General features: G+C 62.0%; 23 protein-coding genes and 1 pseudogene. 17 read left to right on the forward strand and 7 right to left on the reverse strand.

Going from position 1 to position 23,211, the window contains the following annotated elements; all coding sequences use genetic code 11:
* Window positions 1–13 precede the first annotated feature (13 nt).
* Genes AAF555_01630 through AAF555_01650 form a run of 5 tightly spaced genes read left to right on the forward strand, consistent with a single transcriptional unit; the run spans window position 14 to window position 3,660 of the window.
* Window positions 14–1,207, forward strand: a complete 1,194-nt coding sequence (locus AAF555_01630; protein MEM6910258.1) for a molybdopterin molybdotransferase MoeA — start codon at window positions 14–16, stop codon at window positions 1,205–1,207.
* Complete coding sequence (gene moaC / locus AAF555_01635; GenBank protein ID MEM6910259.1) at window positions 1,204–1,653, forward strand: cyclic pyranopterin monophosphate synthase MoaC; 450 nt, start codon at window positions 1,204–1,206, stop codon at window positions 1,651–1,653. The genes AAF555_01630 and moaC overlap by 4 nt, the downstream gene beginning before the upstream one ends.
* Window positions 1,650–2,465: an NTP transferase domain-containing protein gene (locus AAF555_01640; GenBank protein ID MEM6910260.1), complete on the forward strand. Its 816-nt coding sequence runs from the start codon at window positions 1,650–1,652 to the stop codon at window positions 2,463–2,465. The genes moaC and AAF555_01640 overlap by 4 nt, the downstream gene beginning before the upstream one ends.
* A gap of 2 nt (window positions 2,466–2,467) precedes the next feature.
* Window positions 2,468–2,887 (forward strand): molybdenum cofactor biosynthesis protein MoaE, encoded by a 420-nt coding sequence (locus AAF555_01645; protein MEM6910261.1) that lies wholly within the window; start codon window positions 2,468–2,470, stop codon window positions 2,885–2,887.
* 14 nt (window positions 2,888–2,901) lie between these two features.
* Window positions 2,902–3,660, forward strand: coding sequence for a sulfite exporter TauE/SafE family protein (locus AAF555_01650; GenBank protein ID MEM6910262.1), 759 nt, complete (start codon window positions 2,902–2,904; stop codon window positions 3,658–3,660).
* 249 nt (window positions 3,661–3,909) lie between these two features.
* Here the strand turns inward: AAF555_01650 and AAF555_01655 are convergent, their stop codons facing one another.
* Entirely contained in the window at window positions 3,910–5,454 is a 1,545-nt protein-coding gene (locus AAF555_01655) for a hypothetical protein (protein MEM6910263.1), read from the reverse strand.
* Between the two features lie 122 nt (window positions 5,455–5,576).
* On the opposite strand from AAF555_01655, the gene rseP reads away from it, so the two are divergent.
* The 3 genes from rseP to trmB are packed head-to-tail and all read left to right on the forward strand — an operon-like array spanning window position 5,577 to window position 9,456.
* A complete protein-coding gene (rseP, locus tag AAF555_01660; GenBank protein MEM6910264.1) occupies window positions 5,577–7,007 on the forward strand; it encodes an RIP metalloprotease RseP in 1,431 nt (476 codons plus the stop codon).
* A 33-nt stretch (window positions 7,008–7,040) separates the two neighbouring features.
* Window positions 7,041–8,825, forward strand: coding sequence for a (E)-4-hydroxy-3-methylbut-2-enyl-diphosphate synthase (gene ispG / locus AAF555_01665; protein ID MEM6910265.1), 1,785 nt, complete (start codon window positions 7,041–7,043; stop codon window positions 8,823–8,825).
* Window positions 8,815–9,456 (forward strand): tRNA (guanosine(46)-N7)-methyltransferase TrmB, encoded by a 642-nt coding sequence (gene trmB / locus AAF555_01670; GenBank protein MEM6910266.1) that lies wholly within the window; start codon window positions 8,815–8,817, stop codon window positions 9,454–9,456. The genes ispG and trmB overlap by 11 nt, the downstream gene beginning before the upstream one ends.
* Before the next feature lie 252 nt (window positions 9,457–9,708).
* Here trmB and AAF555_01675 read toward each other — a convergent pair whose 3' ends face one another.
* Entirely contained in the window at window positions 9,709–10,389 is a 681-nt protein-coding gene (locus AAF555_01675) for a hypothetical protein (GenBank protein ID MEM6910267.1), read from the reverse strand.
* 96 nt (window positions 10,390–10,485) lie between these two features.
* Between AAF555_01675 and holA the strand changes: the two genes are divergently transcribed.
* A complete protein-coding gene (gene holA, locus AAF555_01680) occupies window positions 10,486–11,604 on the forward strand; it encodes a DNA polymerase III subunit delta (GenBank protein ID MEM6910268.1) in 1,119 nt (372 codons plus the stop codon).
* Entirely contained in the window at window positions 11,601–11,966 is a 366-nt protein-coding gene (locus AAF555_01685; GenBank protein MEM6910269.1) for a sulfite exporter TauE/SafE family protein, read from the forward strand. The genes holA and AAF555_01685 overlap by 4 nt, the downstream gene beginning before the upstream one ends.
* 399 nt (window positions 11,967–12,365) lie before the next feature.
* Here the strand turns inward: AAF555_01685 and AAF555_01690 are convergent, their stop codons facing one another.
* Window positions 12,366–12,896, reverse strand: a complete 531-nt coding sequence (locus AAF555_01690; protein MEM6910270.1) for a YbjN domain-containing protein — start codon at window positions 12,894–12,896, stop codon at window positions 12,366–12,368.
* A 111-nt stretch (window positions 12,897–13,007) separates the two neighbouring features.
* Here AAF555_01690 and AAF555_01695 point away from each other — a divergent pair, with 111 nt between their 5' ends.
* The 6 genes and pseudogenes from AAF555_01695 to AAF555_01720 all read left to right on the forward strand — a co-directional run bounded on the left by AAF555_01695 (window position 13,008) and on the right by AAF555_01720 (window position 19,505).
* Window positions 13,008–13,400 (forward strand): hypothetical protein, encoded by a 393-nt coding sequence (locus tag AAF555_01695; GenBank protein MEM6910271.1) that lies wholly within the window; start codon window positions 13,008–13,010, stop codon window positions 13,398–13,400.
* 73 nt (window positions 13,401–13,473) lie between these two features.
* Window positions 13,474–14,151, forward strand: coding sequence for a TolC family protein (locus AAF555_01700; GenBank protein ID MEM6910272.1), 678 nt, complete (start codon window positions 13,474–13,476; stop codon window positions 14,149–14,151).
* Between the two features lie 9 nt (window positions 14,152–14,160).
* Window positions 14,161–14,739: a TolC family protein gene (locus AAF555_01705; protein MEM6910273.1), complete on the forward strand. Its 579-nt coding sequence runs from the start codon at window positions 14,161–14,163 to the stop codon at window positions 14,737–14,739.
* Window positions 14,736–15,827 (forward strand): efflux RND transporter periplasmic adaptor subunit, encoded by a 1,092-nt coding sequence (locus AAF555_01710; protein ID MEM6910274.1) that lies wholly within the window; start codon window positions 14,736–14,738, stop codon window positions 15,825–15,827. The genes AAF555_01705 and AAF555_01710 overlap by 4 nt, the downstream gene beginning before the upstream one ends.
* Before the next feature lie 4 nt (window positions 15,828–15,831).
* Window positions 15,832–18,966: pseudogene (locus tag AAF555_01715) on the forward strand (efflux RND transporter permease subunit).
* A 71-nt stretch (window positions 18,967–19,037) separates the two neighbouring features.
* The gene (locus AAF555_01720) at window positions 19,038–19,505 is read left to right on the forward strand and encodes a hypothetical protein (protein ID MEM6910275.1); all 468 of its coding nucleotides are present in this window, start codon (window positions 19,038–19,040) and stop codon (window positions 19,503–19,505) included.
* A gap of 268 nt (window positions 19,506–19,773) precedes the next feature.
* Here AAF555_01720 and AAF555_01725 read toward each other — a convergent pair whose 3' ends face one another.
* The gene (locus AAF555_01725) at window positions 19,774–20,049 is read right to left on the reverse strand and encodes a hypothetical protein (GenBank protein MEM6910276.1); all 276 of its coding nucleotides are present in this window, start codon (window positions 20,047–20,049) and stop codon (window positions 19,774–19,776) included.
* 653 nt (window positions 20,050–20,702) lie between these two features.
* Window positions 20,703–21,176 (reverse strand): EVE domain-containing protein, encoded by a 474-nt coding sequence (locus AAF555_01730; protein ID MEM6910277.1) that lies wholly within the window; start codon window positions 21,174–21,176, stop codon window positions 20,703–20,705.
* Between the two features lie 148 nt (window positions 21,177–21,324).
* Between AAF555_01730 and AAF555_01735 the strand changes: the two genes are divergently transcribed.
* A complete protein-coding gene (locus tag AAF555_01735; GenBank protein ID MEM6910278.1) occupies window positions 21,325–21,855 on the forward strand; it encodes a hypothetical protein in 531 nt (176 codons plus the stop codon).
* 69 nt (window positions 21,856–21,924) lie between these two features.
* Here AAF555_01735 and AAF555_01740 read toward each other — a convergent pair whose 3' ends face one another.
* Entirely contained in the window at window positions 21,925–22,326 is a 402-nt protein-coding gene (locus AAF555_01740; GenBank protein ID MEM6910279.1) for an Hsp20/alpha crystallin family protein, read from the reverse strand.
* Window positions 22,327–22,354: 28 nt separating this feature from the next.
* Entirely contained in the window at window positions 22,355–22,765 is a 411-nt protein-coding gene (locus AAF555_01745) for an Hsp20/alpha crystallin family protein (GenBank protein MEM6910280.1), read from the reverse strand.
* Window positions 22,766–23,211: the final 446 nt, after the last annotated feature.

Here is a 23,211-nt window from a genome sequence, read left to right on the forward strand (position 1 = left end):
ACAGTCCGCCCTGATGGGCAAGCTTGTCAACGTCGCGGAAGTGGATGCTTTGCTCGCGAGCGAGGGTCGGGACTGGGGCACGGTCGAGGTGTGTTTGGCCGAGGCGGCCGGCCGGATTTTGGGAGAACCGCTCCACGCGCCCTTTCCCTTTCCGTCCTTTGACCGGGCCATGATGGATGGGGTGGCCGTGTCGCGCGCCTCGCTCGAAGCGGGGCGACGAAGCTGGCGGCTGGTGGGGCATCGGGCGGCCGGGGCGGCCGAGCGTCCGCCTTTCCAGCAAGAGACCGAGGCCCTCGGAGTGGCGACCGGCGCGGCCGTCCCGGCGGGCTTGGACCAAGTTTTGCCCAAGGAGGGGCTGTCTCAGGAGGGGGAGAAGGTGCGCTGGACGGGTGCGATCCCCCCCCTTTCCTACATCCAAAAAATGGGCTCAGACGCGGTGGCAGGGGAGCGGATTCTTCCGGCTGGGTCTCTCCTCGGGAGCCGGGAGATGGCGGCGGTGGCTTCGTGTGGCCGGGCCGAGGTGGTGGTCAAGAGGCGACCACGCCTTGCGCTCTTGGGCACGGGCAAGGAGTTAGTCCGACCAGGGCAAGCCAAGCCGGCCGAGGCGATCTATGCTTCCAATGGCCCAGCCCTGGGGGCGGCGCTGTGGCGGGCAGGGGTTCCCAGCCAGGAGCTTCCCACGGTCGAGGATGCGCCGGCCGCGGTGGAAGGGGCCTTGCGGGCCGCGCTGGATGAGGCGGAGGTGCTGGTGGTGACGGGGGCGGTTTCGGTCGGCCCGGCCGATTACGTGGCTCCTCTCCTGACCGAGCTCTTAGGGGAACCGCTTTTTCATGGCGTGCGACAGCGGCCGGGCAAGCCGATGGGGGTGTGGAGGCAGGGGGAGTCTGGCTGTTTCGTCTTCGGGCTGCCGGGCAATCCGCAGAGTGCCTTGGTCGGGCTCCACCGGCACGTTTTGCCTTGGATTCACCGGCAAATGGGCTGGGTGGAGCGGCCTGAGGAGCGGCCCTTGACGGCCGCTTTTGAGAATCCTTCGGACTTCACGCGGTTTCTGCCGGTTTCCCGGGAGGGGGCGGGGGTGCGACCGGAACCAGCCGGCAATTCCGGCGAGGTGATGCGCCTTTTGCGAAGTGAGGGATTTCTTGAACTTCCCCCGGAAGCCCGCACTTTGGAAGCGGGCGAGTCCTTTCCCTTCCGACCTTGGCTATGAGCACCACTTCCCTGACTGATGTCTCCGCGAAAGCGGTCACGGCGCGGGTGGCGCGGGCCAGTTGTCGGATTGTTTTTCAGCCGGGGGTGTTCGCTCAGTTGGCGGCTGAGAATTTCCGGGTCAAAAAAGGTCGCTTGGAGGAGATCGCGGGTTTGGCCGGCATGATGGGGGCCAAGAAGACGCCCGATCTCATTCCTCACTGCCACCCTTTGGCCTTGCAGAAGATCGAGGTGGAGGTCCGGCCCGAAGCGGAGCGATTCAGTTTGAAAGTGGTCTGCACCTGCCGCTGCCAAGGGCAGACGGGCGTGGAGATGGAAGCGCTGACGGGCGCTTCGGTCGCGGCGCTGACCTTGTATGACCTGTGCAAGTATCAGGGCCAGCGGATGACGATCAGCGAACTCCAGTTGGAGGAGAAGACGGGCGGCAAAAGCGATTACCAGCGATGACGCCTCCTTACGGTCTCATTCTGGCGGGGGGGCGCAGTCGGCGGATGGGTCGCGACAAGGCGGCCCTCGTCTACCACGGTCTCCCGCAGACGGAGTGGCTCCGAGCTTTGCTCGAGCCCTTTTGTCAGGAGATTTTTTTGAGCGTGCGGGAGGCGAGTGAGTCGCCCCAGGGAAAGGAGCTGGTCGACCGCCAGCCCGGCGAGGGGCCGCTGGGGGCGATCGCCTCCGCCTTCGAGGCTTACCCAGAGGTCCCGTGGTTGGTGGTGGCCTGCGATTTGCCTTACGTGCAGCCAACTCTGTTGCAAGCGCTTCTGGGAGCGCGCGAGGGAGGGCGGCCGGTGGTTTCTTTTGAGAGCGATTTCGATGGCAAGAGTGAGCCGCTCTGCGCGCTCTATGAGCCGGAAGCGGGGGAGACGGTTCGGCGGGCTTTTTCCGCGGGCCAACGATGTCCGCGGAGTGTCATTGAGGAGCTGGGGGTGGAGCTTTTGCCTTTGCCGATTGCGGGGGCGCTCGACAATGTCAACACGCCGGACGAGGCGGCGGCGGTCGAGGACAAGCTGCGTATGCCTTGGGCTCGCTTGCAGGTGTCTTACTTCGCGCAGTTGGCGGAAGAGGCGGGCAAGACGCAGGAGACCTTGGAGGGGGCGTTTGGCTCGCTGGGGGAGCTGTATGAGCGGCTGCGAGAGCGCTACGGGTTCAGCTTGGATCGCAGTCGAGTGCGGGTAGCGCAGAATGAGGAGTTTGCCCACTGGGGGGATGCGCCTCTGGCCCAGGCCGAGATCGCTTTTTTGCCGCCTTTTGCCGGAGGGTAGAGATGAGTTTTGAGATTTGGAGCCGTCCCATCGACTGCCCGAGTTTGCGGCGGCGCTTGGTCCATTCCCGGACCGGTGCGGTGGTGGAGTTCACCGGGGTGGTCCGCGATCACCAGGGGGGGCAGGCCGTGCAGTCGCTAGAATACAGCGCCCACGAGGGCTTGGCCGTGAAGGAGGGGGAGCGGATTTTGGCAGAGGTGCGCGAGCGTTTCGGACTGGAGCTGGTGGTGGCGGTTCACCGGGTGGGGCACTTGCAGGTGGGGGACCTGGCGGTCTGGGTGGGAGTGGCTTCGGCCCATCGGGGGGCGGCGTTTGCGGCCTGTCGCCTAGCCATCGATGAGATCAAAGAGCGCGTTCCCATCTGGAAAAAGGAGCACTACGAGGGCGCGCCAGCCAGCTGGGTGGAAAATGCTTCTGGGTGAGCGGGGAGGATTCCATGTGGCTTCTGCTGGCCTTTTTGGTGGCTGCCTTCGTGCATGCGGCGGCTGGCTTGGGCGGGGGCAGTAGCTACACGGCCTTGCTGAGCTTGGCGGGCTGGCCGCCCGCTCCGCTCAAAGTGCTTTCGCGAGTCTGCAATCTGCTGGTGACGGCCCAGGGATGCTGGCAGTTTTGGCGGCACGGGCACTGGAGGGGGCGGTGGGCTTGGCCCTTTTTGGTGGCTTCGGTTCCGCTGGCTTTTTTGGGTGGGATGACTCCGATTTCGGCCGAGGGCTTTCGGGCGGTCTTGGCGGTGGGCCTGGGCTTTTCGGGCTTGCTTTTGTTTTTCGAGAAAGCGCCGGACTCGGGGCCGGATCGCAGTCACTTGGCCTCGGCTGCCCAGCGCTGGCTGGTGGGCCTGGCTCTGGGCGGAGGGGTCGGCTATGGGGCAGGGCTGGCCGCCATCGGCGGGGGGATTTTTTTGGCCCCGGTTTTGCATGCCCTCCGCTGGGGGCAGCCGAAGGAGATCGCGAGTTTGGCCTCGGCCTTCATTTTTGCCAATAGTCTGGCGGGCTTGCTGGGCCAGGCGGTCCAAGGGGACTGGGCGGGGCCACCGAGTGAGGGTTTTTGGTGGCTGCCGGGGGTGGTGTTGGTGGGCGGGTTTTTGGGGAGCCGCTGCGGAGCGAGCTGGTTTTCCCAGCGCTTGGTGAAACGATGGACGGGTGGGCTGGTCTTTTTGGTCGCCCTTCGGCTGGGGTGGGAGGTGCTTTTTGGCTGAATCGGTGATCCTCGATTCTCTCTGCCTGATACCAAGCTCCAGAATTCACTGGAAGAATGGAGGGAAGGTGTTGTGGGGAAGAGGCGCTGAAGGGCGGGGAAGGGAGAGCCAGAGTCTTTCGAGCCAGCCCTGCGTTGCTTCTCGGTTACGGTGCTAGCACCGCGCCCCCGTCGCGCCTTGGTCTGGCCCGAAATCCACTCGGCCATAAATCCACTCGGCCATTCTACCAGCCAATTCTGCAGCTTGGTATCAGAGTTCGTTTCGAAGGAGGCGATAGAACTGGGGAGGGTCGGGGGCGGTGGATTGGGGGTCAGTCAGGAGTTGGCTGGAGACGCTTGGGACGAAGGTGGCGACTTCGGTCCAAGTTTCCAGGTCAGGAGAACGCTCCAAGGTGTGCGATTTGCCGGGAGCCAGGTCGGTCAGTTGAATTTGGGTGGCATTCTCTCCCTGGGGAAGGACGCGGACTTGGGCTGTCAGTCGGAGGGAGGACCACACGGCGAGCGCGCAGGCCACGGTGCTGTCACTTTGGTTGCCGATTTCGAGGTCGTAGGTGCCAGCTGGGAGCGCTTGCAACCAAAGGAGTTCCAAATTTAGATCGGCGGAATCGCTGGTGGCGACGGGGGATCCGTCGTCGGCTGCCAAGCTCAGGCGAAGATTGGGAAGTTCCTGCCGGAGGTAGGTCGGGAAGAGGGGCCCGAGTGCCCGCACGGGGCTGTGCCACACCAGCGAGATGGAAAGCTCTCCGGCCACGGTCCCGGCAGGCACTTCCAGCGAGCGGGTGGAGGTGCCCGACTCGCTCAGGGAGAGGAGCGACCATCCTCGGAGATTGCTGGGGCCGCTCTCGACCAGGGGCCCCCCGGACAGCGATTGGTAGGCGCGCAGGATATTGAGCTGGCCTGCGCCGAAGACGGGGTCGAGGGGCGCGCTTTCGCTTTGGTTCCAGGTTTCGCCGGCCTCCCAGAAGGCGTCTTCCAGGCGGGTGGCGCCGGCCAGGAGAAGGGCTTTGATGAGGCGGGGGTCGCGGTCGCTTTCGCCGAGAGCGCTCAAGAGGAGAGCCCCGGCGCTGGCGGTCAGGCCGGTGTTCCAACTGGTGGTGTCGAGCGGGCCGACGATTTCGGGCTTTTGGCGTCCGGGCCCGTCGAGATCGTCCGGGGTGCCGTTGCGGCTGTGGCTGCCATCGCTGCGCCCGACCGCGAGCGAGTTGTAGGAGGGGGCCAAGAGTTGGGGGACGCTGCTGCCCGAGCTGTTGTTGACGCCGATGACGGAGAAGATGCCCTCTTGGGCGATGGCGTAGTCGAACCCGCGGAGGACGAGGTTGTCATTGGAGCTGCTTCCAATCCAGGCGTGGGATTGCACGAGACGGCCGAGTCCGTCGTCGGCGGCGTTGATGAAGTCGCCTGCCAGGATGACGGCGATGTCCGAGATCCCGGGAGCGAGGCCAGCATTCCCGAGGGCGGCTTCGGTTCGGTTGCCATAGAAATGATCAGCCACGCGGGCGGAGTGATTGCTTTTCCCGGTCAGCCCGGAGAGGGCCAGCAGGCTTTTGTCCGCCAAGTTCCCCGTCCCACTGAAGGCGGTGGAGGACTCCCCGCTGGCGTCTTGGGGGAGGTATTGGCCGCTGAAGGCGGCCTCGGTTTGGAGAACGGGGATGCCGCTTCCATCCGGAAGGGCGTCGCCCAGTTGCTCCTGCAATTCGGTGAAGCCGATCTCGTCCAAGTAGTCGGCCCCCGCCTTCCCACCGCTGCCCCAGGTCCCGAGGAGCAGGCTGAAGAGAAAGAGGGGGCGGAGGGTCATGGGGGCGGGAGCGTGTGAGAGGGGGGAACGCAATTTTCTCAAGAGAGCTTCCCGCCAGCAACAAAATTCCCCCAAAGAGACCGGCCATTGCGCCTCTGGGCGTAGTTTGTATAGTTGATACCGTGAGTGTCCTTCTCTCTCTTTTCCAAGGCCTTGGCATCCTGGTGTTGGTGCTGCTGGTCTTCAATCTCATGATCGTGGTTCATGAGCTGGGTCACTATTGGGCGGCCCGCTGGAGAGGCCTGCGGGTGGAGAAATTCCAGATCTGGTTTGGGAAGCCGATCTGGAAGAAAACCATCAACGGGGTCCAGTGGGGCCTGGGAAGCATCCCGGCGGGGGGCTTTGTGGCCCTGCCTCAGATGGCACCGATGGAGACCTTTGAGGGGAAATCGGAATACCAAGACCTGCCGCCCATCAAGCCGATCGATAAAATCATAGTAGCCTTTGCTGGCCCGCTTTTCAGTTTCCTGCTGGCTTGTGTCTGCGCGGTTCTGGTGTGGGCCGTGGGTCGGCCGGTGGAGGTGCCGGGTGCCACCACCATTGGGTTCGTCGACACGGATTCGCCCGCGGAGGAGGCGGGGCTTTTACCGGGCGATGAGATCCTCCGTATCAACGGCACCGAGATCCGGAGTTGGTCCGGGCTTTTGGACAGTGTGATCGAACGGATCGCCTTCAGCGAAGGAGAGACCATTGAGTTCCAAGTCCAGCGGGGCGAGGAGACCCTGACCATCCTTTCCGGCTGGAAAACCGAGGACAAGGCGATCTACCAACGCGCGGGAATCCGGCAAGTCGGGCTGGGGCCCATTACGGAGACCAAGATCAGGGAGATTATGAAGAATGGTCCGGCCGAGCTGGCTGGCCTGCGTCCTGGAGATGAGATCGTGGGCGCCAACGGGCAAGCGATCTTGAGCGCCCTCTCGCTCGCCAATCTGATCCGGGAATCCCCGGAAGAGGCGCTCGACTTGCAGGTCAGGCGGGGCAGTGAGGTCCTTTCGGTTTCGGTGACGCCGGTCGTGCCCCAAGTTTCGCCCGCCCCGGAGGAAGAACCGCCTCCCATGATCGGCATCCAATGGGAACGGCTGCAGGCGGAAACCCGGGTCGTCCATCAAAATCCGGCTGTCATGGTGGCGGACTCTTTCACCATGATGGGGCGCATGATCGGCGGGCTCTTTTCCAGCAACAACAATATTTCGGTGCAGCACCTGGGGGGGCCGATCGCCATCGGAAACATTTTTTATCGCCTGTTCCAGCAGGAGGATGGCTGGCGCTTGGTGCTGTGGTTCAGCGTGGTGCTGAATATCAACCTCGCTCTCATGAATCTGCTGCCCTTCCCGGTCTTGGATGGAGGGCACATCACGATGTCGCTTTATGAGATGATTACCAAACGGGCCATCAATTTGCGCTTTCTCGAGATCGTGCAGACTGGGTGCGCCCTGATGTTGTTTGGCTTCATGTTTTATGTGACCTTTTTTGACGTGCAGGATCTAGGGATTTTCCGAGGCGGGGGCGGGGAAACCACCATCACTTTTCCCGAGCCGGAGACGGCCCCTTGAGCGGGCCCCTGTCTTGCTTCTCCTTCTTTCCTCGTGAGCCACCATCCTTACTGCACCGATCTTTTTCGCTACCAGCGTCGGCGGACGCGCGAGGTGCGCGTGGGAGAGGTGGGCTTGGGGGGGGACAATCCCATTCGGGTGCAGTCCATGCTCACCAGTGACACCTTGGACACGGAGGCCTGTGTCACGGAGGCGCTGGGGTTGGCGGAAGCGGGTTGTGAGATCGTGCGGATCACGGCTCCAGCCAGAAGGCATGCCGCCAACCTCCAGAACATCGTGGACGCCCTGCGAGCGGAGGGCTGCTCGGTGCCGGTGGTGGCCGATATCCATTTCAAGCCGGACGCCGCGCTGGAGGCCGCCAACTGGGTCGACAAAGTGCGGGTCAATCCCGGGAATTACGCCGATTCCAAAAAGTTCGCCGTCCTGGAGTACACGGATGAGGAATACCAGGCAGAGCTGGAGCGGATCGAGAAAAAGTTCACGCCCTTGGTGCTCAAATGCAAGGAACGGGGAGTGGCCATCCGGATTGGGACCAACCACGGCTCGCTCAGCGATCGCATCCTGAACCGCTACGGCGACACGCCTCATGGGATGGTCGAGAGCGCGCTCGAGTTCGCTCGGATCGCCCGCCAGCACGATTTCCACGACTTCGTCTTCAGCATGAAGGCGAGCAATCCCAAGGTCATGGTGGAGGCCTACCGTCTCTTGGTGGCCACGCTCGAGGCCCAGGGTCCGGACTGGAATTACCCGCTTCACTTGGGGGTGACTGAGGCGGGCGATGGGGAGGACGGCCGCATCAAGAGCGCGATTGGGATCGGTTCCCTGCTGGCCGATGGCTTGGGGGATACCTTGCGGGTTTCCCTGACGGAGGATGCCATCTACGAGATCCCCGTGGCCCGGAAGTTGGTGGCCTGGGTCCAGAGCTATGGACAACGCGCGCAGACGCCTTTGGAGGCGGACTACCCGGTGGATCCTTTTCGGTTTGAGAAGCGGGCCAGCGAAGCGGTCGAGGTGGAGGGCCTGCGCGTGGGAGGGGGGGCGCAGATTGGCGTGTTCACCGACCAGCGGCGATGGGACGCGGTCGCGCACAAGTTGGATCGGATGGGGGACTTCAAGCCGGAAGGGATTTTGGAGTCGCACGAGGTGCTGGCGATTGACCCGATGGAGGAGGAAGCGGTGGCCGCCATCAATGAGAGCCGGCAGCCGCGTCTGATCACGGTGGCCGATGGAACGGATTTGGCGATTCTCCCGGCGTTTCGCCTGCTGGCCAGTCGGGTGCACCCCCGGCATCCCATTTTGCTGAAAGACACGCTCAGCCCGGAGCCCTCCAGCCAGGATTTCGTGACCTCGCTCTTGCACGCGAGCGTGAATGTGGGGTCGCTCTTATGCGATGGCGTGGGAGATGCCGTGGTGGTGCGGGGCGAGGAGGCGCCGGGGCAGAGCCTGCGAATCGCCTACAACATCCTGCAAGCGGCCGGGGCGCGCATTTTCAAGACGGACTATGTGGCCTGCCCCAGCTGCGGCCGCACGCTTTTCAATCTCCAGAGCACGACCCAAAAAATCCGGGAAGCCACGGGTCACCTCAAGGGGGTCCGGATCGCGGTCATGGGTTGCATCGTGAATGGACCGGGGGAGATGGCGGACGCCGATTTCGGCTACGTGGGGGGCGCGCCGGGCAAGATCAATCTCTACGTCGGGAAAGAGGCGGTGAAGTTCAATATCCCGGAGGAGGAAGCGGTCGATCGCTTGAAGGACCTCATCAGCGAGCACGGCAAATGGATGGACCCGCCGGTGCCCCAGGAAGCCAGTGTCAACTGAGCCCGCTCCGAGGGAAGAAGGCCCGCCCCCCCGCGCCTCCGAGGCGCAGGAGTGGCTGCCGCAGGATTACTTCCGGCGGGCCACGGTGGAGGAGATCTTTCCGGAGCGACCGGAGGCGTTCTTGGAGGTGGACCTCGGCTGTGGGGACGGCCGCTTTCTCGAGCGTATGGGGGCGCAGTTTCCCGAGAGGAATTTTCTGGGCGTGGAGCGTCTTTTGGGGCGAGTGCGCAAAGTCAGCCGAAAAGCGGAACGGGCCGGTCTCCAGAATGTGAAGGTGCTGCGATTGGAGAGCGCTTATGCCATTGAGTGGCTGCTGCCGAGGGCTTCGGTCAACCGCCTGCACTTGCTCTGCCCTGACCCCTGGCCCAAGGCCAAGCACCACAAGCGGAGGCTCTTCCAACTGGCTTTCCTCCGCTCGGTGGCGGCGGTCCTGAAACCGGGCGGGGAGTTTTGTTTCAAGACGGACCACCTCGGCTACTTCGAGTGGGCGGAGGAGGTGCTGGAAGACTGTTCTTTTCTGGAGCGACTCGCTTGGCCATCCGAGGCGTTTTTTTACGCGAAGACGGATTTTCAGGAGCTGTGGGAAGGGCAGGGGAAGTCCCTCCGTCGGCTGCGCCTGCGCAAGCCGTGAGGGGGGCGAGAGGGCTGCGTTGGCGGGACGCAGCGCCTGCGCTCCTTATACCAACCTCCAGAATTCACTGGTAGAATGGAGGGAAGGTGTTGTGGGGAAGAGGCACTGAAGCGCGGGGAAGGGAGAGCCGGTGTCTTTCGAGCCAGCCCTGGGTTGCTCCTCGGTTACGGTGCCTGCACCGCGCCCTCGTCGCGCCTTGGTCTGGCCCGAAATCCACTCGGCCATTCTACCAGCCAATTCTGCAGCTTGGTATTAGTTGTAGCGAGTGGGGCTGAGCTGCGGGAGGCGTCCGGTGGCGGTCCGGCTGGTGACGGGGTCGGTGATGAGGTCTTCGATCGGTTCGTTCACGACTGCGAAGATGGCTGGATTGGCCTGGCTGGCGTGCTGGAGCGCATTCCGGAGGCTGAGCATGCTCGGTTTGACGATCTCGGCCACCGCCAGGCGCTCTTCGCGATCGAGCGATTCGGTCAGCTCGGCCGTCCGTCTTTGGAGCGCGGCGAATTCGTCGATGCGATCGGCCACCAGCCCAACGTATTCGATGGCCTGCTCGACGTTGGCCACGCTGTTGAGGTTGTGGGTGACTTCGTCGATGAGGGCGCGGGTGGCGAAGGCGGCTTTCCAGGGGTTGTCTAGCTTCTGGATCTGGGCCATTTGCGGTCGCCTCGGCAAGGTCTCCGACGCTCGCTCGATTTCCCGCTGGATTTCCCGGCGCTGCTGACGCAGGTCCACGACCCGTTCCACTTCGGGCTCGGGCAGGGCCAGGTCTTCCGCTGCCGGCGGGCTAGATGGCAGCAGGATGGAGAGGTCGGGCGAGATCCGCTCCTCGACTTTGGGCTCGTGAAAGAGAACCAGCAGCAAGACGATCCCGCCCACCAGCATACCGGTCAACCCCGAGAGGTTGGCAAACGAGAACTTGGAAGGAGGCGTCTTCACTATGGAAATTATAAATGTTTCCTGAATTCGAAACAATCAAAAACCAAAGAATGCTTCTTGAGCCCCCCGGTGGCTGCTCTTGAGTGGGAGGGATCTATGGCGGGTTCTTCCAATCTTCATCTCCTGACGGGGAGCGATGACGCCCAAGTCCGGGAGGCGGCGGCCCGGCTGGTCAAGGAGCTGACGCCGGCCGGGGCCGGGGACTTTGGGGTGGAGGTGGTGGATGGGAATGCCGAGAACGCGGAGGCGGCTGGGGAGATTTGCTATCGGGTGATCGAGGCTCTTCAGACGTTGCCTTTCTTCGGGCAGGGGAAAGTCGTTTGGCTCAAGAATGCCAATTTTCTGGGAGATTCGGTGACGGCTCGTTCCCATCCCTCGCAGGAGGGGCAGCAGGCGCTGCTGGAGGTCTTGGAAGCTGGCTTGCCTGGGGAGATCCACTTTGTGATCAGCGCCGATGGGATTGATAAACGGCGGGTCTTTTACAAGCGGTGGCAGAAGGAGGGGGAGCTGCGTGTTTTCGATTTGCCGGACACTAGCCGGGGCCAGTGGATGGAGGAAGTCATGACGCAGGTGGCAGCGCGGGCGGAGGCTCTTGGCCTGGAATTCTCGGCGCCGGTTTTGGAGTATTTCGTGGCCATCGTGGGCGAGAAGACGCGCCAAATTCAGAGTGAGCTGGAGAAGCTGGATCTCTTTTTGGGCGAGGAGCGGCAGGTGAGCCGCGAGGCCATCCGCGCCATCGTGGCGAGCGGCCGGGAGGGGGTGATCTTCGATCTGGGAGCGGCCTTGGCTCGGCGGGAGGCGGCGGAGGCCTTGGCCCTTCTCGACGAGCTGCTGGAGCAGGGAGAGAGTGCCATTTCCCTGCTTTTGGCCGGGGTGGTGCCCAAGGTCCGGAGTCTCTTGCTGGCCCGCGATTTGTTAGACAAACACGCTTTGCCGATCCAGCGGGCCCCGCAGTTTTTGGCCGCGCTCAAGAAGCTTCCTGAGGCGGCCACGGCCCATCTCCCCAAGACAAAGAATGGGGCCATCCATGGCTACCCGCTTTTCTTCGCGGCCCGCGATGCCGAGCGGTTCACGGTCGACGAGTTGAAGGAAGCTTTGATCGCCTGCGCGGAGACCAATCGTCTCTTGGTCACGACCAGCCACGATCCCAAGCACCTGCTTTCCCGTTTGCTGGTGGGCATCGCGAACCCGATACGGAAACGCCGCGCCGCATGAAGACCTTCGTCCTGGCCCTGCTTTTGGGAGGGGTGGCCGGCTTGATCGGGGCGCTGTGTGGGGTGGGTGGGGGCATTCTCATGGTGCCGGCCTTTGTCTACGGGCTCGGGATGGAGCCGCATCGAGCCGTCGGCACCTCGCTGGCCATCATTTTGCCGATCGCCGTGACGGCCACGCTCCAAAATCATCGAAATGGCTTGGTCGATTGGCAAATCTGGATCGGGGCTGCCCTGGGCGCGGCGGTCGTGGCCTGGTTTGCGGCCGATTGGATGAAAGGGCTGCAAGACCAGACCCTCACCCGGGTCTTTGCGATTTTTCTGATCCTGACCGGCTTGGTCATGCTTTTTGGAAGGCGGGGCTAATACCAAGCTCCAGAATTCACTGGTAGAATGGAGGGGAGGTGTTGTGGGGAAGAGGCGCTGAAGCGCGGGGAAGGGAGAGCCGGTGTCTTTCGAGCCAGCCCTGCGTTGCTTCTCGGTTACGGTGCTAGCACCGCGCCCTCGTCGCGCCTTGGTCTGGCCCGAAATCCACTCGGCCATTCTACCAGCCAATTCTGCAGCTTGGTATCAGAGCGGCCAGGATGGCGAACCGGGGCCTGGGGCTGGTTCCGGAGGCCCTCTGGCCTTTCTGCAAAATCATTCCGCCGGAGGGGATTCGGCTTGCCTTGGAACGGCCATTTCGGGTATAAACGAAGTCCCAAGTCTATTGGGGGGGAAATCGTGATCCCGCAGTTCGTTTCGAGGGCTGCGGGATTGCACTTCTTATGAGGAGCGGGTTTCGGGGTCTTCGACTTTGACCCAATCCGGCAAGAGGTCTTCGCGTTGCAGGAGGCCTTTCACGCTCAGCGCATGCAGTCGCTCCGCCGGGGTCTGCGCCAAGACGGTGAGGTAGGGGGCCAGCCGATCCATTTCGGTGACGGAGGTGTGGACGAGGCTGGTTAGGATGGCGGGATCGAAGGGGCCGTGGGCGGGGAAGAGGTTGGTGGCACGAAAGAGGGGAAGACCTTGGTCCCAGAGCAGTTCGAAGTTGCCCACTGTCAGCTGCTGATTGGTCCGCAAAATCAATTCGGCGAGGGCGGGTCGCTTGTTCACGGGAAAGCTTTGCGAGCCCTCCGCGACCGCGGAGACGGCCCCGATCTCAGGGAAGGTCTGGACGTGGACTTGGTAGCGGGAGTGGTGTCCTTCGAAGCCTGCTTCGAGGACGTGCTCTTTGACCAAGGAGAAGGACCAGCCAGCTTGAGAGAGAGCGTTGATGACTTGGCGAGTGAGATCAGCGATGAGCGGTGTTCTCACGAAGAGTGCTGGCTAGCAACTCAGATTTTCGATCCGCCCTCCCGGCCAGGAGAAGGCGTCGGTCCTAAAGGCCTTGCCTCCCTTCTGATCCCGCCTACAGCTAACCGGGTGATGTTCTCGCTCCTCCGCTCGGCCCTGGCCCTTGGGATGGCGCTGCTCTTGGGAGCGGTCGCGGCTCGCCCGCTCCTGCTGTGTGTTTCTTCTGAGGGCATCCACTTGGCGCATGAGCACCATCATGAGCCGTCTGCTTGTTGCGAGGGAGAGGCGTCGCGAGGCGAGATCGCTCCCGATCCTTGTTCCGAGTTTTTTCTCGATTTGGGAGATCTCCCACAGGTGGGCTCGCAGGGCCCGCTCCTACCTAGTCTTTTGGAAGCGGAGAGGCCGGTCTGGGGAGTGAAAGAAGGGTGGCCGATGGGGGAGGCGATCCCGGCCGCTCGACCCGGTGGAGGCTTGGGGCCACCGGGACGACTTCCTGGGATGGGCTCGGTGGTGCGGCGTTGTTGAAAGCGGGCTTGTTTTGTCAGGGATCGACGAGGTCCGTGCCGGCAAGAACCACCTGTGTTCTCTCCTACCCATCATGATCTTCAAACTTGGGGGAATCCTTTTCTCCCTTCTTCTAGCGACGCTTTCGAGCGCGGAAACCCTTTCCCAGCTCCGGCGCGAAGCCCTGCGACAGCATCCCCATTTGCAAGCGGCCCGGCTTGCGGTGGCGGTGGCGCAGGCCCGCCTGCGGGACGCGGGTCGTCTTTCCAATCCTTCGCTTCTGGCCCGTTGGGAGGGAGATGTTTTTCAACCGGATCGCGGCAGTGGCGAATGGGAGCTGGGCTTGGCGCATTCCTTCCCGCTGGCGGATCGCTTGCGGAGGGAGCGGGAGGTGTCTCTTTTGGACATCGAGAGGGCGCGCATCGAGCTGGTTAGCAAGGCGCTGGATCTCCTGCGGGAAATCGATGAAAACGCCGCCCTCCAAGGGGATCTGATCCACCACGCGGCGCAGTTTCGCACGGCGCTGGAGGTGGCGGAAAACTTGACGGCTTTTACGGAAAACGCTTCCGCCCGGGGAGAGGCTTCGGTGCTGGACGCTCGCAAGGCTGCCATTGAGGCGGGTCGCCTGCGGATCGAACTCCGGGAGACCGAGGCGGAACGGGAGCAGGCGGGACAAGCCTTGGCGATCTTGGTAGGCCGTCCGCCTGGGGATTCGGTGTTGCTGACTTCACCGCCCCATGGGGATCCTTCGCTCCCCGCTCTCCCTGAGTAAGCGGAGCTGCTGGAGCGACTTCCCGGCTTCGCTGCGGCCGCGCTGAAGGTGCGGGTGGCCGCGGCGAAGCTGGCCTTGGAGGACGCAGCGCGTTGGCAAGAGGTGGAGCTGCGGGCTGGCGTTTTGCGGGCGCGGCAGGTGGATGGGGCGGATCGGACCGAGCGGACTGGCTCTCTCACGCTCGGTCTGACGGCTCCTTTGCCTCTCTGGAATCTCCGGGAGGGCGAGTTGCAGGCCCGCCGGGCGGCGCTCCAAGCGGCTGAGTGGGAGTGGAAGGCCGAGACGGCCATCCTGGTGAGCCGGGCTTCTCTGGCTCATGCGCGACTGCATACCGCGGTCAAGGCCTTGGCCGAATTCCAAGCGCTTTTGCGTCTTTCTAAAGAGCACTTGGCGCTGGCGGAGTCTTCTCTGGAAGATGGGCGCCTTTCTTTGGCGGAGTTTCTTCGCTTTCAGAGAGAGGATCTGGACCTGGTCCTAGTGGCGCACGAGCACGAGGTGGCCGCTGCCGAGGCCAAGGTGGAGTTCGATCGCCTTTCCGGCCGCCATCATGCCCTCGTGCAGTCTTTCTTCTTCCCTGATCTTCTATGAAACGAGTTCTTTTCTTCCTAGGGTGGGCGGCCCCTTTGGCGGCCGTCCCCGACGTGATTCTGACCCCGACCCAAGCGAGCAATTTGGCGATCGAGACGGAGGTGGTGGAGATCGGGGATTTTGAGGAGACGGTCTTTGCTGTGGGCCGCATTGAGGCCAAGCCGCAGAACCAGGCGGTCTTGAGCAGTCGCATTCCCGGTCGAGTCCTCCGCATGGCCGCCTTTGAGGGCGATGAGGTGGAGGCGGGGCAGGAGATTTTCTGGATCGAGAGCCGCCAGCCCGGTGACCCCCCTCCGCAGGTTTCGCTGGCGGCGCCTCTGAGCGGCTTGGTCACTTCGACCGAGCTGCGGGTGGGCGATCCGGTGGAGCCGAGCAAGGAGCTGCTCACGATTCAAGATTTGTCGAGGGTCTGGGCCATTGCCCGGATTCCGGAGCATGCGGCGGGCAGCTTGAAGCTGGGGAGCCAGGCGCACATCCGGGTGCCCGCTTTGGGCGAGGAGTCCCTTTCGGGGACGCTGCTGCGTTTTGGCACCCAAGCCGATCGGGATGCAGGGACCTTGGATGCCATCTACGAGGTGGAGAATCCGGGAGGTCGATTGCGGCCGGGCATGCGGGTGGAGTTCCATGCGGTCCTGCGCACCCACGGGGGGGTCTTTGTGGTGCCGGAATCGGCCCTGCAAGGGGATGAGACCGATCGGCATCTCTGGATTCCCGACTATGATTTGCCGACGGCCTACCACCGGACGCCGGTGCGGGTGGGGCGACGAAACGGAGAGCAGGTCGAGATCCTGGAAGGGGTCTTCCCGGGAGATATGGTGGTGGTGAAGGGGGGCTACGCGCTGGGCTTTGCCGGGGCGGGGGGGATGTCACTGAAGGAGGCTCTCGACGCGGCCCATGGGCATGAGCACGCCGAGGATGGCTCCGAGATGGCGGAGGCCGAGAAGGCGGTGGAATCGACCGCGCCAGAGGAACGAGCGGAGGAGTCCGGCTGGGCGGGGGCGCTCTTTCCTTGGCTGGTGGGCTACAGCCTTTTGGCGACGCTGGTGGCGGTCTTTTTGGCGCAACAACTGGCCGGCAGTCGGCCCTGAGAGGATGTTGGATCGGCTAATTCGCTTTTCTCTGGCGCAGCGGGCGCTCGTCCTCGGGCTGGCCTTGGCGCTTCTGCTTTGGGGCGCGAAGACGGCGGTCGAGCTGCCGGTGGACGTGCTTCCGGATTTGACCAAGCCGACCGTGACGCTCCTGACCGAGGCGCCCGGCTATGCCCCCGAGGAGGTGGAGCAGCTCATCACGGTGCCTTTGGAGAACGCGCTCATGGGGGTGACCGGGGTGGACCGTTTGCGGTCGACCAATGACATCGCCCTTTCTCTGGTTTTCATCGAATTCGATTGGGGAACCGATCTCTACCAAGCGCGCCAGTTTGTGCAGGAGCGTCTCGTGAGCGCGGGGGAGCATTTGCCCGAGGGTCTCACGCCCTACATGACGCCGGCCACTTCCCTGATGGGGGACATCCTGCTGGTGGGGCTGCGAGATCGCGCGGGCCAGATGCCTTTACGAGAGCAGCGGGTGCTGGCGGACTGGACGGTGGCGCGTCGCCTCCAGTCCATCCCCGGCATTGCCGAAGTGCTGGCCATGGGCGGAGGCATCCAGCAAGTCCAAGTGCAGCCGGATCCCAATCAGATGCGGGTGCATGGGGTGACCTTTGAGTAAGTGCGAGCGGCGGCTGCCAAGGCGGTCCGCAATTCCACCGGGGGGTTTTTGGTGGAGGGCTCGCAGGAGATCATGGTGCGCAATCTTGGGATGACGACCGACCTCGGGAAGATCGGCCGCACGACCGTGGCGCATGTGCGGGATCGTCCCATCACGATCGAGGATGTGGCTGAGGTGGTTTGGGATGTGGCTCCCATGCGGGGGGATGCGGGCATGGGCCTGGCGGGGGAGGAGGGGAGTCTGGGAGTGATTCTGAGTGTTCGGAAATCGCCCGGTTACGATACCTTGGCTCTGACCGGAGAGGTCGAGACGGCCCTGGAGGAGCTGCAAGCGGGCTTGCCGGAGGGCTTGGAATTGCTGACGCTCTATCGTCAGGCCGACTACATCCAGATCGCGATCGGCAATTTGGAGGAAGCCCTTCGCGATGGGGCTCTCATGGTGGCCTTGGTCCTGCTGCTCTTTCTGCTGAACATCCGCGTCACGGCCATCACCTTGACGGCCATTCCGCTCTCTTTGGCGATTGCGGTGGTGGTGTTTGACCTCATGGAGATCGGGGTCAATTCCATGACCTTAGGGGGCTTGGCAGTCGCCATCGGGATGGTGGTGGACGATGCCATCGTGGACGTGGAAAACGTCTTTCGAAGACTCCGGGAGAATGCGGCCAAAGAAGAGCCGCTCCCGCGCTTGGAGGTGATTGCCCGCGCTTCCGCCGAGGTCCGCTCGTCGATTTTTTATGCGACGGTTCTGATCATTCTGGTGTTCCTGCCGCTGCTTTCTTTAAGCGGGGTGGAGGGCCGGCTCTTCACGCCGATTGCCCTGGCCACCATCACCAGCATGGCGGCATCCTTCTTGGTTTCCCTGACCGTGATTCCGGTTTTGAGCTCGCTGTTCCTTCATCCCAAGCCGGGAAGCGGTCGGGCGGATACCTTCTTTGTTCGCTGGCTGAAGGAGGGCTTTCGCCGAACGGGTCTCCGGCTGGCCTTGGCCCAGCCGTGGGTGGTGTTGGTGGCGACCCTTTTCTTGCTGGTCGGGAGCGGGTGGCTGTATGCGAAGATGGGCGGGAATTTCCTGCCTCCTTTTCGGGAGCCATCGCTGGTGGTGGCCACGACCATGGCGCCGGGGACTTCGCTTAAGACGACGACCGAGATGGCGCAGAGGGCGACCGAGCTGGTCCTGCAGATCGAGGGCGTCAAAAGCCTCGGCTACCGAGTGGGCCGGGCGGAGCGAGGCGATCATGTAGTGCCGGTTTCCACGGTCGAATTTGACATCGAGTTCCAGGATCTCAGCACTTCGGAGCGAGGGGAGGTGGTGGAGGCGGTGCGCGAGACCATGCGGGGCCTCCCCGGGACCTTCAGTGCGCTGAGCGGACCCTTGGCCGATCGGATCGGACACATGCTGAGCGGGGTCTCCGCCAAGGTGGCGATCAAGATCTTTGGGCCAGAGCTGCGGGAGCTGCGTCGCCTGGGCGAGGAGATCGCGGGGGTGGCGAGAGCGATTCCCGGGTTGGAGGAGGCGCGCACCGAGCAGCAAGCGCCTGTTCCCCAGCTCAGGATTGAGGTGGATCGAGATCGAGCGCTCGCCTACGGCGTCCAGCCTGGGGAGCTCAATGCCCAGTTGGCGACCCTCCTGGGCGGAGAAGTGGTGAGCGAGATGTATGAGGGCGCGCGCGTCTATGACCTGGTGGTTCGCTTGGCCCCGGCCTGGCGGGAAAATCCGGAAAGACTGGAGGAGCTTTACATCGATACCCTCAGTGGCCAGCAAGTGCCCCTCTCGGCGGTCGCGAATTTGCGCCCCGCCAGTGGTCCCAACACCATTCTGCGGGAGAACACTCGGAGGCGGTTTGTCGTTTCCATCAATCCCTTGAGGGAAAATCTGACGGAAGCCGTCGAGGAGCTGCAGGCGGCCGTTCTGCGGGAGGTGGATTTGCCCGAGGGCTACGCCATCTCGTTCGAAGGGGAATACCAAGCACAGCAGGAAGCTTCGCAGACCATTTTCTGGACGTCGGGAGCGGTTTTGCTGGTGATCGTGCTGCTTCTTTCAAGCTATTTCCGCAGCCTGCCCTTGGCCTTGCTGGTGTTGACGATCCTTCCGGTCTCGCTGGTGGGGGCCATTGTTTTGACCCAGCAGATGCTCAACAACGTGAGCATTGCCACTTTGGTCGGTTTCATTGCGATCGCCGGAATTTCGGCCCGCAACAATATCATGCTGCTTTCTCACTACCTGCATCTGATGCAGCAAGAAGGGGAGTCTTTTGGCCGGGAGATGGTGGAGAGGGGGACGCTCGAGCGGCTGGTTCCGGTTCTCATGACGGCGCTCTCGGCTGGCTTTGCTCTCATGCCCATGCTCTTGGCTTCGGAAGACCCTGGGAAGGAAATCTTGCAGCCGGTGGCAGTCGTAATCGTGGGCGGCTTGCTCTCTTCCACCTTGCTCGGCTTGATCGTGACGCCTTCGCTCTTTTTCGCTTTCTTCGAAAAGTCCTCTCGGGCGGCCTTGCGTCGGCGGAGCGGTCACTTCTTCTGAAGAAAGAAGGAATGAACCTCGTCTTCTTTCACCCTTATCCTAGAATCAGAATCCATCCAAACCAGACCGATATGAAACGAACCATCCTCACCCTGACTCTCCTTTCTGCCATTCCGCTCTCGGCCATCGCCTGTGGCCCTTGCGGCTGCCGCGCTCCCAAGCCGAAAAAAGAGACCACCGCGACCCACGATCATGGGCACGACCATTCCCACGATGAGATTGTGGGTCCCAATGGGGGCAAGATTCTCCATGGAGTGGATCCCCATGTGGAGTTTTTCCTGACCGAGGAGCGCAAGGTCCAACTGACCTTTGTGAACGAGGAGGGGGGAGTGGTTTCGGTGCCTGAGGGTCTCCAAGTGAGCGTCATCACGGGCGACCGCAAGGCGCCCACCACCCTGCGCTTTGCCCAAGAGGGCTCCAGCCTCATCAGCACGGGGACGGTCCCCGAAGGCGATGATTTGCCGGTGGTGGTCCAGATCAAGCCAAGCGAAGACGCGCAGACCGTCTATGAGAGATTCAATTTGAGTTCCGAGGATTGAGAGAGATTTCCAATTCTCTGGAACCAAAACGGCGGCCTGAACGGGCCGCCGTTTTTTGTGCTTATACCAACCTCCAGAATTCACTGGTAGAATGGAGAGAAGGTGGAGTGGGGAAGAGGCGCTGAAGCGCGGGGAAGGGAGAGCCGGTGTCTTTCGAGCCAGCCCAGCGTTGCTCCTCGGTTAAGGTGCCTGCACCGCGCCCTCGTCGCGCCTTGGTCTGGCCCGAAATCCACTCGGCCATTCTACCAGCCAATTCTGCAGCTTGGTATTATGGGTCGTAGGGGATTTTCCTCCCCTCTAAGATAGCTTTCGAAAAGGGATCCCCCGCTTCCGCAAACTCTTGCAACTGGGTTCGCGCCAGCGTTTGCACCTCGGGCCGGGGGTTGCTGAGGGCCGAACGCAGGACCTTCCAATCTGAGAAGCGATCCAGCAGTTCTTCGGCTTCGGCGAGGGTGGATTTCGGTAAGCGAATGGAGTAGTCCCGCCGAGTGAGATCTTCCAAGTAAAACAGATCCTGTTGGTCCTTTTCGCGTCCGGTATTCAATTTGGTTTCAAGAAGGTCCAGCGGTGCAGGCAAAATCGTCCCGTCCTCCCGGGTTCTGCCTCGATCAGCAAATTCGTCAAAGCGTGTTAGCTCAACTTCGTTTGGTTGCCGGAAAACATCCAAAGGACAATCCAACCCAAGAATCCGAATCAAGCGGGTTTCTCGCACAGCCTGCGTGACTTCCTCTCCTGCCACTTTCACCCAACCAGGAAGCCGGTGAAGGGTGAGTCCGCCATGCTCATCACAATGGCGAACGAGTGCCGCTGCCCAGCTTTCCGCCGATTCCATAGGCTCGAGCCAAATGTCAGCATCCCAAGTTCTTCGGGAAAAACCATGAGCAATCACGGCCAGTCCCCCCAACGCCATTACGCGATGCTTTGTGGCTAGTTTCCGGATGAACTGATCGGCTTCGGTCCCCATTCCTTTACGGATTCGTTGATTTTGCTGGCAATCTCCCAATCGCCCGCCAAAGAGTCAGCGCTTCGGGGCCACGGCTCGCTGTTGTCGAGATCGATCCCAACCCTTCGGCGGGGTCTCCCCTGGCGGATGCGGTCCAACATTCGCTGGCGAGCTAGATGAGTGGCGAATTCCTCTTGGAGACGTTGGATGCTGGGGCGATATCCCTTCACGGTTTTACGGTAGCATAGGCGCCTTTACTTCGGCAGCTTTTTCAATCCGCCGAGTCGGCAGACACGCTGGAAGTCTTTCGCCTCGACCGGGGTGATGGAGAGACGATTTCCCTTTCGGAGAATGAGCAGGTCTTCCAGGGCGGGATCTTCTTTCATCTCTTCGAGGGGCAAGTAGTGGGGAAACTCGGCCACGAAGGCGACGTCCACCAAAATCCAACGCGGGGCCTCCCGCTTGGACTTGAGGTCGAAGTAAGGCGAGGCCGGATCGAACTGGGTGGCATCGGGGTAGGCGGTGCTGGCAATTCTGGCCACCCCAGCCACGCCCGGAGGTTTGGTGTTGGAATGGTAAAAGAGCGCCAGGTCGCCCGGTTTCATTTCATCACGCATGAAGTTGCGAGCTTGGTAGTTGCGAATGCCGTCCCAAGGTTCCTGCCCGACTCGGGCCAAATCTTGGAGCGAGAAGACATCCGGTTCGCTTTTCATGAGCCAGTAGTTCATCGGTAAGACCTGGCGCAGTTTTAGGGGGTCCACAAACTCGGACCTCTCTTTCGCTTCTTGCCAGAGGTTGCCAAGGGCGGAGCAGAAATGAGTTTGCGAGCCAGGTCTGTCTGATCGAAGACTTCCCGGCACTTCGTAACTGAGAAACATGGAAACATTTTGGAATCTTTTAAAGGAGCCCTTTGTCTGGGGCTTGGCGCTCGGTCTCGCGGGGATGATTTTTGTCTGGAAGTCCTCGCTGACCCAAAAGGGCTTTCTCAAGAGGGAAATGAAGCGGCTGGAGAAAGAGGCGAGCGAACTCCAATCCCACCTCAACACCCAGCTCAAAATCAATGCGCGGGGGAATGAAAAGACGGATCGCGATCTCGAACAGCTGAGGGAGCAGAACGAAAACCTGCGCGTGACACTGGCCACCTACCAGCAGAAGCCGGGTCGGGGGGAGTTGCGCCAGTTGCAGGTTTACGAGCGAGCCATCCGCCTCATGAACGAGAAGGCCCCGGGCTTCGGAACGGCTTGGGAGCGGGCTTTGGCCGAGGGAGAGGAGCGGGTGGAAGAAACGGACGTCGGCTTCAAAAAACTGGCCCGCAAGATCGTGCCTGCCCTGGGGATGGGAAGCCACTCCAAGAGCGCTTCCGAGGACGAGGGAGAGGGTGGCGAGTCTTCGGGCAAGGCTTCCTGAGAAAGAAGGCCCCCCCAAAAAAAGCGGCGACTCTTTCCAGAGCCGCCGCCCTTTGCGTCCAGCGCGCTGTCAGTGGATGGCGATGGTTTTCGGCTTGGCCGATTCAGCCAGGGGAAGGCGCAGGCTGAGGATGCCCTCTTCCATGCGGGCGGAGATGCCCTCGGCGTCGACTTCGAACTGGATGTCGAGCACGAGTCGGTAGTCCGCCTCAGACAGTTCCCGGTAAAGCGGCTTCCAGTTGTCTGGAGTTTCGTTTTTCCACTTGGCTGCGAGAACGAGTTGCTGGTCCTCGAAGGAGACGCGCACGTCCTCCTTGGTCACTCCTGGGAGGGCGACCCCTACCTCGTAAGCCCCTTCGCTCTCGCGGACGGTGTAGTGCGGCCGGCGAGTGGCGCGGGGGGCGGTCGATGGGGCAGGAGTGGGGTCGCAGACGGATTGGGTCGTGACGAGTTGTTCTTGGTTTTGGTTCATGGTGATCGATTTCTAAGTAGAGGGTGAGTTAGCTGATTTGGATTTGTCTTGGCTTGGCTTCTTCTGTTTTGGGCAGGGTGACGGTCAGGATTCCGTTTTCGAGTTGGGCTTTGATTTCCCCGGTCGGATTCACTCCGGGGAGAGCCACGGTGCGGCGGTGGCGCACTTCGCGTTTGGCATTCTCCTGGCCCGTCTTGCCTGCGTAAGCGATGGCGAGCTTTTCGTCTTCAAGCTGAAGATCGATTTGGTCCTTTTTGGCTCCCGGCACCTCCACGCGGACGTGGAAGGAGTGGTCGTCTTCGTAAACGTTCGTCGCCAAAAGCGCGCGGCTGTTGACAGGAGGATTGGTGAAGCCAAGCTCGGGAAAGCTGCGACCAAAAAAACGGTCGAGCGAAGCGAAGCTGTTTAGGGGATAAGAGTAGTTTCTGAGGAAGGTCATGGTTTTTTCTTAGTGGTTGGTTTGGAATGAAATTCGACTGTTTTTAGCCGATGCCATTCTAGCTGCAAAAGACATACCGAGGATGAATTGCATTATATAACTCATTGATTATGAGCTGTATGAGTCAAAATTCAGCCTCTGCTGTCCTAAACGACCTTCGAAAACTTGCGTCCAAATGGCGCATTGAGAGAGCTTTCTGCGACAAGATTACCCGACAAAGTGACGCAGCTTCTGGGTGGAGCACTCGTCCGCCGCAGAAGTAAGACCAACCTCCAGAATTGACTGGAAGAATGGAGGGAAGGTGTTGTGGGGAAGAGGCGCTGAAGCGCGTGGAAGGGAGAGCCGGTGTCTTTCGAGCCAGCCCTGCGTTGCTCCTCGGTTACGGTGCCTGCACCGCGCCCTCGTCGCGCCTTGGTCTGGCCCGAAATCCACTCGGCCATTCTACC

The organism is Verrucomicrobiota bacterium, assembly GCA_039027815.1.
Taxonomy (GTDB): domain Bacteria; phylum Verrucomicrobiota; class Verrucomicrobiia; order Verrucomicrobiales; family JBCCJK01; genus JBCCJK01.

What these genes read in the sequence shown, in the direction of transcription:
- AAF555_01630 (MEM6910258.1), top strand. Translation starts at nt 14, where the DNA reads ATGGGCAAGCTTGTCAACGTCGCGGAAGTGGATGCTTTGCTCGCGAGC.
- moaC (MEM6910259.1), top strand. Translation starts at nt 1,204, where the DNA reads ATGAGCACCACTTCCCTGACTGATGTCTCCGCGAAAGCGGTCACGGCG.
- AAF555_01640 (MEM6910260.1), top strand. Translation starts at nt 1,650, where the DNA reads ATGACGCCTCCTTACGGTCTCATTCTGGCGGGGGGGCGCAGTCGGCGG.
- AAF555_01645 (MEM6910261.1), top strand. Translation starts at nt 2,468, where the DNA reads ATGAGTTTTGAGATTTGGAGCCGTCCCATCGACTGCCCGAGTTTGCGG.
- AAF555_01650 (MEM6910262.1), top strand. Translation starts at nt 2,902, where the DNA reads ATGTGGCTTCTGCTGGCCTTTTTGGTGGCTGCCTTCGTGCATGCGGCG.
- AAF555_01655 (MEM6910263.1), bottom strand. Translation starts at nt 5,454, where the DNA reads ATGACCCTCCGCCCCCTCTTTCTCTTCAGCCTGCTCCTCGGGACCTGG.
- holA (MEM6910268.1), top strand. Translation starts at nt 10,486, where the DNA reads ATGGCGGGTTCTTCCAATCTTCATCTCCTGACGGGGAGCGATGACGCC.
- AAF555_01685 (MEM6910269.1), top strand. Translation starts at nt 11,601, where the DNA reads ATGAAGACCTTCGTCCTGGCCCTGCTTTTGGGAGGGGTGGCCGGCTTG.
- AAF555_01695 (MEM6910271.1), top strand. Translation starts at nt 13,008, where the DNA reads ATGTTCTCGCTCCTCCGCTCGGCCCTGGCCCTTGGGATGGCGCTGCTC.
- AAF555_01700 (MEM6910272.1), top strand. Translation starts at nt 13,474, where the DNA reads ATGATCTTCAAACTTGGGGGAATCCTTTTCTCCCTTCTTCTAGCGACG.
- AAF555_01710 (MEM6910274.1), top strand. Translation starts at nt 14,736, where the DNA reads ATGAAACGAGTTCTTTTCTTCCTAGGGTGGGCGGCCCCTTTGGCGGCC.
- AAF555_01720 (MEM6910275.1), top strand. Translation starts at nt 19,038, where the DNA reads ATGAAACGAACCATCCTCACCCTGACTCTCCTTTCTGCCATTCCGCTC.
- AAF555_01730 (MEM6910277.1), bottom strand. Translation starts at nt 21,176, where the DNA reads ATGAACTACTGGCTCATGAAAAGCGAACCGGATGTCTTCTCGCTCCAA.
- AAF555_01735 (MEM6910278.1), top strand. Translation starts at nt 21,325, where the DNA reads ATGGAAACATTTTGGAATCTTTTAAAGGAGCCCTTTGTCTGGGGCTTG.
- AAF555_01740 (MEM6910279.1), bottom strand. Translation starts at nt 22,326, where the DNA reads ATGAACCAAAACCAAGAACAACTCGTCACGACCCAATCCGTCTGCGAC.
- AAF555_01745 (MEM6910280.1), bottom strand. Translation starts at nt 22,765, where the DNA reads ATGACCTTCCTCAGAAACTACTCTTATCCCCTAAACAGCTTCGCTTCG.